Annotated in this window: 13 protein-coding genes and 1 tRNA gene; 4 read left to right on the top strand and 10 right to left on the bottom strand. The window is 46.6% G+C overall.

The window, feature by feature from the left end:
- Positions 1-12: 12 nt before the first annotated feature.
- The 4 genes from aroA to EI981_RS09075 all read right to left on the bottom strand — a co-directional run bounded on the left by aroA (position 13) and on the right by EI981_RS09075 (position 4,306).
- The gene (aroA, locus tag EI981_RS09090; protein WP_126997400.1) at positions 13-1,317 is read right to left on the bottom strand and encodes a 3-phosphoshikimate 1-carboxyvinyltransferase; all 1,305 of its coding nucleotides are present in this window, start codon (positions 1,315-1,317) and stop codon (positions 13-15) included.
- Positions 1,318-1,346: 29 nt separating this feature from the next.
- The gene (locus EI981_RS09085; protein WP_126997398.1) at positions 1,347-1,862 is read right to left on the bottom strand and encodes a shikimate kinase; all 516 of its coding nucleotides are present in this window, start codon (positions 1,860-1,862) and stop codon (positions 1,347-1,349) included.
- A 221-nt stretch (positions 1,863-2,083) separates the two neighbouring features.
- A complete protein-coding gene (gndA, locus tag EI981_RS09080) occupies positions 2,084-3,493 on the bottom strand; it encodes an NADP-dependent phosphogluconate dehydrogenase (RefSeq protein WP_126997396.1) in 1,410 nt (469 codons plus the stop codon).
- Between the two features lie 216 nt (positions 3,494-3,709).
- Positions 3,710-4,306, bottom strand: coding sequence for a hypothetical protein (locus tag EI981_RS09075; RefSeq protein WP_126997394.1), 597 nt, complete (start codon positions 4,304-4,306; stop codon positions 3,710-3,712).
- Positions 4,307-4,805: 499 nt separating this feature from the next.
- Between EI981_RS09075 and EI981_RS09070 the strand changes: the two genes are divergently transcribed.
- Positions 4,806-5,435, top strand: coding sequence for a YktB family protein (locus EI981_RS09070; protein ID WP_126997392.1), 630 nt, complete (start codon positions 4,806-4,808; stop codon positions 5,433-5,435).
- 71 nt (positions 5,436-5,506) lie between these two features.
- Here EI981_RS09070 and EI981_RS09065 read toward each other — a convergent pair whose 3' ends face one another.
- Positions 5,507-6,757 (bottom strand): MFS transporter, encoded by a 1,251-nt coding sequence (locus tag EI981_RS09065; protein ID WP_126997390.1) that lies wholly within the window; start codon positions 6,755-6,757, stop codon positions 5,507-5,509.
- 185 nt (positions 6,758-6,942) lie between these two features.
- Between EI981_RS09065 and EI981_RS09060 the strand changes: the two genes are divergently transcribed.
- A complete protein-coding gene (locus tag EI981_RS09060) occupies positions 6,943-8,418 on the top strand; it encodes an aminotransferase class I/II-fold pyridoxal phosphate-dependent enzyme (protein ID WP_126997388.1) in 1,476 nt (491 codons plus the stop codon).
- Between the two features lie 121 nt (positions 8,419-8,539).
- Here EI981_RS09060 and EI981_RS09055 read toward each other — a convergent pair whose 3' ends face one another.
- Positions 8,540-8,863: a DUF1292 domain-containing protein gene (locus tag EI981_RS09055; protein ID WP_068781974.1), complete on the bottom strand. Its 324-nt coding sequence runs from the start codon at positions 8,861-8,863 to the stop codon at positions 8,540-8,542.
- Between the two features lie 91 nt (positions 8,864-8,954).
- Complete coding sequence (locus tag EI981_RS09050; protein ID WP_126997386.1) at positions 8,955-9,515, bottom strand: stalk domain-containing protein; 561 nt, start codon at positions 9,513-9,515, stop codon at positions 8,955-8,957.
- Between the two features lie 172 nt (positions 9,516-9,687).
- Here EI981_RS09050 and EI981_RS09045 point away from each other — a divergent pair, with 172 nt between their 5' ends.
- Positions 9,688-10,422, top strand: coding sequence for an MBL fold metallo-hydrolase (locus tag EI981_RS09045; RefSeq protein ID WP_126997384.1), 735 nt, complete (start codon positions 9,688-9,690; stop codon positions 10,420-10,422).
- A gap of 59 nt (positions 10,423-10,481) precedes the next feature.
- Here the strand turns inward: EI981_RS09045 and EI981_RS09040 are convergent, their stop codons facing one another.
- From EI981_RS09040 to EI981_RS09030, 3 genes are all read right to left on the bottom strand, one after another.
- The gene (locus tag EI981_RS09040) at positions 10,482-10,721 is read right to left on the bottom strand and encodes a DUF3892 domain-containing protein (RefSeq protein WP_068781977.1); all 240 of its coding nucleotides are present in this window, start codon (positions 10,719-10,721) and stop codon (positions 10,482-10,484) included.
- A gap of 94 nt (positions 10,722-10,815) precedes the next feature.
- Entirely contained in the window at positions 10,816-11,265 is a 450-nt protein-coding gene (locus tag EI981_RS09035) for a GNAT family N-acetyltransferase (RefSeq protein WP_126997382.1), read from the bottom strand.
- Between the two features lie 246 nt (positions 11,266-11,511).
- The gene (locus EI981_RS09030; protein WP_126997380.1) at positions 11,512-11,733 is read right to left on the bottom strand and encodes a hypothetical protein; all 222 of its coding nucleotides are present in this window, start codon (positions 11,731-11,733) and stop codon (positions 11,512-11,514) included.
- Positions 11,734-11,914: 181 nt separating this feature from the next.
- On the opposite strand from EI981_RS09030, the gene EI981_RS09025 reads away from it, so the two are divergent.
- Positions 11,915-11,987, top strand: a tRNA-Val gene (locus EI981_RS09025).
- The last annotated feature ends 2 nt before the right edge of the window (positions 11,988-11,989 follow it).

The raw sequence follows: 11,989 nt of genomic DNA, 5'->3' as shown, positions 1-11,989 counted from the left end.
CTAAATGTATGTTCACAAAGTCCCGTTTTCAACCCACTCCACATTACCCCCAAGTGCAGTAATATGGTCGAAGAATCCTGGATACGATTTGGCGACATGATGCGCATCCTTGATGACTAGCGGCTGCTGGCAACGAAGACCTACAACAGTTAGAGCCATGATAACCCGATGATCGTAATGCGCATTGATTGTGACGCCGCCTGGCAACTCACCTGGACGACCGTGCACGATGATCTCCGCCTGGCGCTCTTCGACATCGGCACCGGCTTTGCGGAGCTCGTTCAAGTAATCAGTAATGCGGTCGCACTCCTTGTACCGCAAATTCTCTACATTATAAAAACGGGATGTGCCATCGGCGAAGACCGCAGCAGCTACCATAGCGAGTACGGCATCTGTCGCTGCATCGCCATCGAACTCAATTGGCTTCAAGTGACCATTGCCGAGGACGTGAACGACTCCGTTCTCATGGGTTAGTGGAACTTCCATCATGCGCAGTACGTCAACGATTGCCCGCTCGCCTTGCTTGCTCTGTTCCATCAGACGATGCACCTTCACATCTGAATTCGTCACAGCCGCAGCAGCCAGAATTGCTGCTGAGCCTGGATAGTCTCCCTGCACCGTATAATCCCTCGCTTGGTAGGATTGACGACCAGGCACTTTATAATTCATCAAATCCTCGCTGGCATGGATGACAATTTCCGCCTGTTCCAGCACCTCTAGCGTTTGTCCGATAACGACCTTCGATTTCAGATCATTGACAACCTCAATCTCACTGTCCTCTTCAAGCAATGGTGTGAGGAACAGTAGAGCGCTAAGGAACTGCGAACTGACCGCACCGGATACTCTTATCTTGCCGCCCTTCGGTGCACCGCCACGAACAGTAATTGGGAGCTTGCCATCCCGATGCTCGATTTCAACACCCATGCTCTGCAATGATTCGATCAAGTCATCATGCGGACGCTTGCCCAATGAATCAGGATACGTATTCACAAAGGTAATATCCGGGGACAGGGCCGCAATCGCTAATAGAAAGCGCAGCACAGCGCCTGCATTGCCTACGTTCAATTCCTTGATATCCTTCGGATGCCGCCCGAAGCCTGTGATGACGATTTTCTCTTCATCCTCTTCCAATACAGCGCCAAGATCAGCAATACAACGACGCATCGCATCGCTGTCCTCGCTGTGGGCTGGATAATAAATCGTGCTTGTACCCTCAGCCAGCGCGGCAACCAACAAATAACGTGTTGTATAATTCTTTGACGATAACGCTCCGATCTCTCCCCTTAACTCAGGCGTTGGTCTAACGATAACATCCATACTATAAGTTCTCCTTTATGAATTGATGATTAACCGCGGCAAAGCATTAAAATTTCATCTGACACTTGTTCAACACTCTTACCTGTCGTATTCACATGATGATGTGCGAACAAATAAGCGTGCTTTCGTTCATCCAGCAAGGTCTCTATCCGCTGCTTCGCGCCCCCGGCCAGTAAGGGTCGATTCTTATCTTCGCCAACACGGCTTAGAATCTCCTCTACTGTCGCAGCAAGGGCCACAACTTGTCCATGCCCGAGCATGCACTTGCAATTGCTCTCCCGCAGCACAGCCCCTCCACCGGTGGCCAGAACGATACCACCCTCTTGCAGGACCCGATCAAGCACATCCGACTCTAGATCGCGGAAATAAGCTTCACCCTTCTCAGCGAAGATCTCCGGAATAGAGCAGCCGGCCTGCTGCACGATCTGCTGGTCAAGATCAATCAGACGGTAGCCAAGCTTATCAGCCAAATGCGCCCCTACTGTTGATTTACCAGTCCCCATCATGCCGACAAGTATAATATTATCCTTATGACTACTCAACATCTCACCTACTTTAATTCCAGCTTGACAGCAAACTTTTTTCATATCATAACACAAGAGCACGCTGATGTGGCACTGCCTATCCTTCAGTCCCTCAGGAAATACACTAATGATTCCAAAAAGACGCCGCAGCAAGCGGAAATCCGCTGGGTGCGACGTCTTATTCTTGCTCTATATAATAGAGCTCTGCTGAGATACGGGCTTCTCTGCCCAGTTACTCAGGCTTAGAACCATTGATGATGGAATACGCCTTCTTTGTCTACACGCTTGAAGGTGTGAGCGCCGAAGTAATCACGTTGCGCTTGAAGCAGGTTCGCTGGCAAGCGATCTGTACGGTAGCTGTCGTAGTAAGCCAAGGCACTAGAGAAGCCTGGTACTGGAATACCGTTCTCTACTGCTGCGGCAATCACTTTACGCCAAGCATCTTGATAGCTCTCAACGATGTTCTTGAAGTAAGGATCGAGCAGTAAGTTCTTAAGCGCAGCATCGCGATCATAAGCATCCTTGATATTTTGCAGGAACTGCGAACGGATGATGCAGCCACCGCGGAAGATCATAGCGATATTGCCATATTTCAAATCCCAACCATACTCATCGGAAGCCGAACGCATTTGTGCAAATCCTTGAGCATAGGATACGATTTTGCTGGCGAACAGAGCTTTACGTACATTTTCAATGAATTCTTGCTTGTCGCCTTTGAATTCCTTCTTAGCCGGGCCGTTCAGAATCTTGCTTGCAGCCACGCGCTCTTCCTTCATCGCAGACAAGAAGCGGGAGAACACGGATTCAGTGATCATAGACAATGGAACTCCAAGATCGAGTGCGCTTTGGCTTGTCCATTTACCAGTACCCTTCTGGCCAGCTGCGTCAAGAATGACGTCAACCATAGGTTTTCCGGTTTCTTCATCGTATTGTGAGAAGATGTCAGCTGTAATTTCGATCAGGTAGCTGTCGAGCTCACCTTTGTTCCACTCGCTAAAAATTTCATGCAATTCCTTGGCATCCGTGCCGAGGACATCCTTCAGCAAATGATAAGCTTCGCCAATAAGCTGCATATCTCCGTATTCGATACCGTTGTGCACCATCTTCACATAGTGCCCGGCGCCGTCCGGTCCAATATATGTACAGCATGGGTCACCGTTTACTTTTGCAGAAATTGCAGTCAGAATAGGTTCTACAAGTTTATAAGCACTTTCCGGTCCGCCTGGCATAATGGAAGGCCCCTTAAGCGCGCCCTCTTCCCCGCCGGATACGCCAGTACCGATGAAGCGGAATCCTTTGGCTTCGAGGTCTTTGCTGCGACGCTGAGTATCCGGGAAGTAAGCATTGCCGCCATCGATAATAATATCACCTTGATCCAGATGAGGAAGCAAGCTCTCAATCGTTGCGTCAGTAGCTGCACCGGCTTGTACCATAATTAAAATTTTACGTGGAGTTTCAAGAGATTGAACGAACTCTTCAATGGAGAAGGTGCCGACAAGGTTTTTGCCTTTGCCTTCATTTTCGAGCAAATCATGAGTTTTTTGCGGAGAACGGTTAAACACCGATACGGTAAAACCTCTGCTTTCAATATTCAGGGCTAAATTCTTGCCCATAACGGCAAGGCCAATAACGCCAATTTGTTGTTTTGACATGGTCTCCATCCTTTACTCACTGTTTATTTTTTTCAATACTATCATTTTAACTCTTTTGTGAATAGAAGTGAATACCTTCATCATATCCTCATAAAACAAGCCCCAGGTTCTCAGGGGGCCTGCAATAATATTTTGCACAGATTGCAAAAATTATATTGTTCGTATTTAGTTCATTTTCAAAAAGGCGATCATTTATCCTTGCTAAAGGCTATTAATTTACCACTCCAGGCGGATTAATTCGAGCCTGATCTTACGAAGTTTCTCCTTGCAAGCCTCGGCGCTCTCTTGATCTCCCTCTTGCAGAGCGTCATACAGTTTCTCAAGTTCTGCATCAAGCTCCTTCCGCAGCTGCTCAAGCTGCTTCTCCGCGAGTTGAGCCATATATAATTCAGCCATTTTCTTCACATCAACCACTGGCCCTTTTTGATAAATAACCTTATGTTCTACTCCGTTGATTTCTACCTGTCGGATTAGTTCTCCGAACAGAATGTTCTCGACCACGATCTGCCGATCTTTGAACCGTTTTACGACAGCATGCCCGCGTAGATCACCGATTAATTTCTCCAGCCACTCGGCCAGTTTGGCATCCTTGATAACATAATCGCCAACCAGCTTGTATCCATTCGCTATACGCTGAAAACGCAGCTTCGTCAGCTTGCGGCCTGTACGGACTGAGATAATGAAAGTCGTCTCATTCTCGCTCCAGTATAGAGAATACCCGTCTTGGATCAAATCACGGATCAATTGCTGAATGTGCCGACGGTCGAATCGGAGTTCCAGGTTGCAGTATTCCACTTCATAACTTTTATTCACGGCACTCCCTCCTCATCATTTGTGAGTGCTAAAAAGCCGATGCTGTCTGGATTTAGCTCTCACCTTCATCTCCCGATTGCGGCTTACCCTATCTTATACTTCATATTATGTAACGGAACTTGGATTATTGATTAATTTTCCCCATCTCTAAGCCCGATCTGCGACAAAAGGGCAGGAAAGGCCCGGCAGGCAAGATCACGCCTATTTTCGCTATTAGCTGTACAACCTAACTATAACAATGTTTATGCTATACTAAAAAATATGTGTTCAAAAAGTACGGTTTTCAGCACCGAGAAGGTTGGATGAAGCTAGGGTCTGAGGAGCGGAGCGTACATTTGGGGTACGTGAGCACCGGAAGACCCGGGCTGAATTCAAGATTCGATGCCGAGTTACTCCTTGATTCACTTCGTGATCAAAAGCGGACTTTTTGAACTACTTCTAGAATAGTTAAATTGTGACATGATGTGCTTGATTGAAGCACTGAATATGGAGGTTAATCATGATGACGAATTTCAACGGTTTCACCGCGCAGGATTTCGATGTATTCACAGTACCTGGCCTAGAGGGCAGAATGGAAGCGATTATCGCTCAGGTCAGACCGAAGCTGGAGGATCTGGGCCAGACACTGTCCACCTATCTGTCCGCACTTTGCGGAGAGGAGATGTACCCCCATGTCGCCAAGCATGCTAGACGGACTGTCAATCCGCCAATTGATACCTGGGTGGCCCTGGCAAGCGCCAAACGCGGTTATAAGGCTTTGCCGCATTTCGAAGTAGGACTGTTCTCTACGCATCTGTTCATTATTTTTGCGGTTATTTATGAGAGCCCAAACAAGCTTGTATTCGCCGATTTCCTGGACAAGCATGCGGCCAAAGTGAAGAAGATGGTACCTGAGCATTTCTTTTGGTCCATGGATCACTTCAATCCGGTTGGAACCCCACATGCAGAAGTCAATTCCACTGAATTAAAGGTGATGGCTGAGCGGCTCAAAAACGTCAAGAAGGCGGAAATGATGTGCGGTTTGCGAATTGAGCGCGATGACCCCATTCTGCTCGATGGCGAAAAGCTGCTTGCTAAGATCGAAGAGACTTTTGCAACCCTGCAGCCTCTGTACAAAGCCTCTTTTTAAAAAGATATCATTGTGCCTGTCCTCCTTCTCCCGGACTACCCATCGGTGGTATCCGCCTATCACCTCCGTACTTATTCGGTACTCAGACGATAGCTTGGCCGGGAGAGGATGAGATGCACGAAGAACAGCAAGCCCATAGAACAGCCACTGGCCAGAAATGGGGCCGATGGACCAAGCCAATCCCATAATTTCCCGGAGACGATTGGTCCGATAATCATACCGAAGCCCTGGATCGTCAAGAAGAATCCCCAGACCGTCCCCTTCTCCCTCTCCGGAATCAAATGCGACAGCATCGTATCCCAGGTTGGCAGAATGCAGGAATAGCTAAGCCCGATCAGGATAACTAGAATCCACACGATTGGAATTGAGCGGGTAAGCGCAAATAGGCAGACCGAGATAGCGGCCGAGGCAAAGCCGACGTTTAGAAACAATCTTGTCCCGTAACGATCTACTAATTTACCGACCGGAATTAATCCAGCGACAGCAATCCCCCCACCAGCTATTAACATGGCGCTGTAGGCTTCAGGTGACAGCCCTAGTTCTGTTCTAACATATAGAGTTATAACCGGTGTCAATAACCCGATCGCAAATGTCTGAAGGAAGAGCGCCGGGTATAGAAAAGGACTTACCTTCAAATTATGCCGAATATGGTGCAACGTATGACGGATGTTCTGCAGCAGTGCGCGCAATCTGCCCTTCTGCCCCTCACTTCTAGATGCGGCGTACACCTGCTTATTTCCTTTACCGGGCAAGAATAGTGAGATGATCACAACAACGACCATGCAGGCAAGTAAGAACCAGAATACCAGCGTATAAGACTTACTGACGAGAAAGTTAATAATAATCGGCCCAAGCCCTGTTCCACCAAGACTGGAAATCTGGATGACTCCCATCGCTGTGCCGAAGTTTTTCTTCTCCTTCGTCACTGCGGAGATCCCCATCATTACACAGGGCCATAAAGGCGCCGTTCCAATGCCAAGCAGTGCGCAGCCAAGCACAATAAATCCTACGGTCTTAATGAAGCTGAGGATCAGCACCGCTCCTAGTGTGATCAATAGTCCAACCGCCATCGTCATACGGAACCCGAGCCGTTCTACAAGCCAGCCCGCCGGGCTTCGAAACAGGTTGTCCCCGATATACTGGAGCGAGAAGGAAAGTCCGATCAGGAAAGCGCTAAGCTTCAGCACATCTCCCATATAGACCGGCAGCACCGATACCAGCAAAGAACCTTTGACGAACTCGACCAGAAACATAATGATCCACAGACACACAAAGGTCGGAGTTAACAACGATTTGTTAACAAGCTTTGATGTCATTTTCATCTGCTCACCCCTCCCCGGGAAGATGATCTCCCCTTCTTCATTGATATCAGTTTGCCCATTTTTTGGCTCCCTTTTACCTGCAGAACAACAGAATTCATCATACGACTGAATCTTTTCTTGCATTCCGGTCGCTTTTTGCTATACTCAAGCTTGTTAATTTTTTAAGAAAGGCGGAAGACGACTAAATGGATCATCAACGTACGCCGTTATTTACTGCACTTAAGCAGCACGCGGCCACTAACCCTGTACAATTCCATATTCCCGGACATAAGAAAGGCCAGGGTATGGATAAAGAGTTTCATGATTTTATTGGCGATAATGCTCTGTCTATTGACTTGATCAATATCGCCCCGCTTGATGACCTCCATCAGCCGTCGGGCGTAATTGAAGAAGCCCAAAACCTTGCAGCCGATGCCTTTGGGGCGGATTATACCTTTTTCTCGGTGCAAGGTACCAGTGGAGCTATCATGACCATGATTTTGTCTGTTTGCTCTCCTGGGGATAAGATTATCGTACCAAGGAACATCCATAAATCGATCATGTCGGCGATTATTTTCTCCGGAGCGAAGCCTGTCTTCGTATCCCCGGCTCAGGATGCCAATCTCGGAATCGATCACGGAATTACGACCTCTTCGGTACGCAGAGCGCTGCAGAAGCACCCTGACGCCAAGGCGGTATTGGTTATCAATCCGACCTACTATGGGGTCTGCGCTCATCTGAAGGAAATTGTTGACCTGGCTCATAGCTATCATGTTCCTGTACTTGTGGATGAAGCGCATGGCGTTCATATTCATTTCCATGAAAATCTGCCTATGTCTGCGATGCAAGCTGGAGCGGATATGGCGGCAACCAGCGTTCACAAGCTGGGCGGTTCAATGACGCAGAGCTCTGTGCTCAATCTGAATACGAAGAATGGCTATGTGAATCCTCAGCGTGTCCAGACGATTATGAGTATGCTGACGACGACCTCCACTTCTTACGTGCTGCTGGCCTCACTGGACACTGCGCGAAGAACTCTGGCTCTTCATGGCCATGAATTGGCCGAGGAATCGATTCGATTAGCTGATTATGTTCGCCGCAGCGTGAACGACATTGAAGGCTTGTACAGCTTCGGTCGTGAAATCCTCGGCAGCGAAGCCACCTACGATCTCGATCCTACCAAGGTGACGATTCATGTCCGCCATTTGGGCATCACCGGCTACGAGACGGAGAACTGGCTCAGAGAACATTACAAGATCGAAGTCGAGCTCAGCGATATGTACAATATTCTGTGTCTGATCACGCCTGGAGATAATCAGGAGACAGTGGATACGTTACTAACCGCTCTACGAGAGCTGTCCAGTTTGTATTATAAAGAAGGCAACGCCAACGAACTGATCGTTAAAATACCGGAAATTCCGCAATTATCGCTTATTCCTCGTGACGCCTTCTATGCTGATACCGAGGTGGTTCCGTTCGCGGATTCAGCTGGCCGAATTATTGCCGAATTCATATATGTCTATCCTCCTGGAATTCCGATCCTCTTGCCTGGTGAGGTTATCTCCCAGGACAATATCGATTATATTCAGGATCATGTCTCGGTCGGATTACCTGTAAAAGGACCTGAAGACCGTTACATCAAGAACGTTAAAGTTATTGTCGAAGCTGATCCGATCTTCTAATAAAAACTTGAGACAGGACTTGAAGGCTGTATATACAGTCTTCAAGGTCCTTTTTTTATTCAAAAAAAGAGCTGCCCCAGGCAACATAAATGCCAAAGACAACTCTTATTTATCGAAAAATTTATGCTTCGTCCAATTCGGATACGAGCTGATTGTAAGCTTCTTCTACTTGACTCCACTCATCTTCGTCCTCGATATTGTACAGCACCATTTCTTCATTCTCTTCTTCCATGCGTAGAATGATGCCGTCGGCTCCCGGATTGTTGCGTTCAAGCAGCAATGCATACAGCTTCTCGCCTACGTCAAATGTCTCAACGAGAACCATGTCCACGTCATTTCCATTCTCATCCGTTAGAGTCAACACGAACTCTTCATGCTCGTGGTCATGATCATGATCATGTCCGCAACCGCATGCTTCGCCGTGCTCGTGATTATGCTCGCTCATTCAAAATACCTCGCTTTTAGTTTAAAGTTATCAACCTTGTGGTATCGTAACACTTTACAACGGACAGGTCAATTTAGATTACTAGGGCTAGTTATTTGAGCACATTAACGTTCTTCTCTGAGACTAAGGTGAAATCCCCTCCACCTGCTGGTTTCATGTAGAAGCCGATTTTATATTTCCCAGCATTCTTGAAATCATAGTTGAAATCCTCAGTCCGGAACCAGAAATTATCCTTATTATTAGGAATATCACTCGTCTGAATTACAGTTGTGTTGCCGTCTGGAGAAGTGATAGATACCCTAACTGCGGATATATCGGTCTTTAAATTGTCGACCTGCGTGAATACATTGAACTTCAGCTTCCCGCTCTTGTTGATATCGCCGAAGACTTTGCCATCGGACGATTGGATCAGAGAGATATGTACATTCGGTTTATAATAATATACCGTCTTCGTAGAGTCATCATAATAAATCAACCCTTCAAGTTCACGAACAGGAATATACGTCTTCCCATCAATGATATAACTGCCATCATCAAGCTCTCGGCCATTCATCAGCAGACGGACTTTCTGGGAAGCCGAGTCAGCGAATAGCAGTGAACCTCCCATCAGGGAGAATATAGTAACGAGTATTGCAACTCTTCTCCATTTCATAAATGATACCCCTCCATAAGATTCATGTTGATGTAAATTTATACTCCAAATATTGAACCAAGTTGCGCTGTTTTCATGAAAGGTTATTATTTTTTTGAAATAATTTCGGGCCAGCATTGGAAAATGATATATTAATACGTAGTGCAGCATCAAAAAGAAGAGGTGAATAAATATGTCATTAAGCTTGCAAATGCTAGGAACAGGCGGTGCCTTTGCCAAGCAATATTTCAACAATAATGCGCTTCTCAGTGTTGAAAATTTCACACTGCTGATCGATTGCGGAATTACCGCTCCCATCTCTTCGCATCAAATAGGTAGGACACCAGATGAGATCGATGCGATTCTAATCACCCATATCCATGGAGATCATGTCGGTGGCCTGGAGGAATTCGCCTTCCGGATGAAATTTCAATACGGGCGTAAGCCGGTCCTATATATTAGTGAGAAGCTAGTCCAACCACTATGGGAAAATACACTCAAAGGTGGATTAACTCAGGAAGGAATCTCTTCGCTGGAGGATGCCTTTGAGGTTCATACGTTGAAAGAAGGAATTCCGTATTCTCTGTCACCAAATCTCACTGTTGAATTAATTCAAACTCCACACATCCCCGGAAAAGATAGTTATTCGCTATACATCAATCAAGAGGTTTTCTATAGTGCGGATATGACCTTCCAACCTGAGTTATTAATGAAGCTTGTTCGCGAGCGGGGCTGCCGTACCATTCTGCATGAAGTACAGTTTATCTCGCCTGGGGCGGTGCATACGACACTGGATGAACTGCGCAGCCTGCCTGAGGACATTCAGCAAATGATGTATCTGATGCATTATGCGGATGATATGGAGAACTACATTGGCAAAACAGGTCCAATGCAATTCTTACGTCAACATGAGATCTATTCATTATAAATATAAGCAGCCGCAGGCAAGGTGCCTGCGGCTGTCAACGTTACATCGTGGAAATTGATTTATTCGAACCTTGGCAATGCGTCCAAATTGTTGGTCGGGTCGCCATCCGCGTCTCCACGGATGTACATTTCTCCGTCCCTTCCCTTGAATACATTGACCCCTGCAATAGCTCCGGCTTTCACTTCCTGCAAAGCCTGCTCATAATCAAGAACCCGGCCGCTGGAGGTTTTGAACGCGGTAAGATCACCGTCTCCATTTTTCTGGACTGCGATAAAGGTCTCACGTGTATTCATTTCCATCTGACTATCACATCTCCTCTTCATTGTTTCCCTTCACAGGGCTCCCGTGAGAGGGATGTGTATAGTTTGTCCCAAATTGCGGAATGTATGAGAATTAGAGCTCCAGCGATTTCTCCATTCTGACATGAGGTATATTAGCATCGAGGAACGTCTCCGTGGAGGTCGTTACATAGCCTAGCTTCTGGTAGAAGGCCTCTGCCTGACACTGTGCATCCAGCACAGATTTCGTCAATCCCAGCTCACGAGCCAGCTCCTCCATAGCAAGCAGCAGTACCTTGCCAATGCCTTGTGAACGGAAGTCTTTGCGGACAGCGATCCGCTGCATTTTCGCCGCATTATCCTTGTAGTATATTAGACGACCTGTGGCAGCATACCTTCCATCAACCTCGATAAGAATGTGATGGGCGTCCGGTCCAATCACATCATATTCATCGATTTCGAGTTCCTCCGGAACCTTTTGCTCCTGCACAAATACCTCTTTTCGAATGTTGCACGCTTCTTCCAACTGTTCCTCTGTCTTTACAGGTACAATTACAGCAGCCATTCCTATCCCTCCCATATTCATAAATCTATATACTGCGCATTAAAAATAAAAACTTGCATCATTATACAAAAATTTTATTTTAATGTATAGTTGGGGTAATACTTGGAGAGAAGGAGCTGTTAAACCGGTGTACGGACTAACGATTGGTGCGGCAATTATCATTTCCGTTCTTCTGATTGTCCCGATGTTCTATGTCACTAAGAAAGGGTATTCCCGTAAATGGGAAGATGAGTAAGCAGTTCCAAGTCAGGATTCCGTGGAGTATACCTTTTTCTGGACAGCTGGAGCGTAGACACCGTTAGATATAGAGGGGCTAGACCACCATGGAACCTTGGCTTGTCTATCCATCGTCTTCTGGCTAGTCGACAGGCTGCAGCCCGTTATAGTAAACAGCATAGTTACGGTCAACATGACCATCATAAGTACTTTACTCCAACGAAACTTAAACCGCGTTTGATCGAATTTCATTTTGTGTCTACCCCCGTTCGGATTATAGTCATATCCTCATAATCTCCAATAAATGGAGATTGTATAATGATTAACTAATTCTAGTTGGAAAATGTAGAGCTTTTCTTCATGATTTGTATAAAAAAAGTTTGACATAATTGGCTCTCCCTGATATGATGAATTTTGTCTTCACTTATATTCTGATCTGTTAGCTCAGCTGGGAGAGCACTATCTTGACAGGGTAGGGGTCAGTGGTTCGAGCCCACTACAGATCATT

Source organism: Paenibacillus lutimineralis, assembly GCF_003991425.1.
In the GTDB taxonomy this organism is placed as follows: Bacteria; Bacillota; Bacilli; order Paenibacillales; family Paenibacillaceae; genus Fontibacillus; species Fontibacillus lutimineralis.
This window is presented reverse-complemented; position numbering and strand designations above follow the sequence as displayed.

Bases quoted from the DNA above. Each gene is read 5' to 3' on its own strand.
- aroA (WP_126997400.1), bottom strand. From the start codon at position 1,317: ATGGATGTTATCGTTAGACCAACGCCTGAGTTAAGGGGAGAGATCGGA.
- EI981_RS09085 (WP_126997398.1), bottom strand. From the start codon at position 1,862: ATGTTGAGTAGTCATAAGGATAATATTATACTTGTCGGCATGATGGGG.
- gndA (WP_126997396.1), bottom strand. From the start codon at position 3,493: ATGTCAAAACAACAAATTGGCGTTATTGGCCTTGCCGTTATGGGCAAG.
- EI981_RS09070 (WP_126997392.1), top strand. From the start codon at position 4,806: ATGATGACGAATTTCAACGGTTTCACCGCGCAGGATTTCGATGTATTC.
- EI981_RS09065 (WP_126997390.1), bottom strand. From the start codon at position 6,757: ATGAAAATGACATCAAAGCTTGTTAACAAATCGTTGTTAACTCCGACC.
- EI981_RS09060 (WP_126997388.1), top strand. From the start codon at position 6,943: ATGGATCATCAACGTACGCCGTTATTTACTGCACTTAAGCAGCACGCG.
- EI981_RS09055 (WP_068781974.1), bottom strand. From the start codon at position 8,863: ATGAGCGAGCATAATCACGAGCACGGCGAAGCATGCGGTTGCGGACAT.
- EI981_RS09050 (WP_126997386.1), bottom strand. From the start codon at position 9,515: ATGAAATGGAGAAGAGTTGCAATACTCGTTACTATATTCTCCCTGATG.
- EI981_RS09045 (WP_126997384.1), top strand. From the start codon at position 9,688: ATGTCATTAAGCTTGCAAATGCTAGGAACAGGCGGTGCCTTTGCCAAG.
- EI981_RS09040 (WP_068781977.1), bottom strand. From the start codon at position 10,721: ATGGAAATGAATACACGTGAGACCTTTATCGCAGTCCAGAAAAATGGA.
- EI981_RS09035 (WP_126997382.1), bottom strand. From the start codon at position 11,265: ATGGCTGCTGTAATTGTACCTGTAAAGACAGAGGAACAGTTGGAAGAA.
- EI981_RS09030 (WP_126997380.1), bottom strand. From the start codon at position 11,733: ATGAAATTCGATCAAACGCGGTTTAAGTTTCGTTGGAGTAAAGTACTT.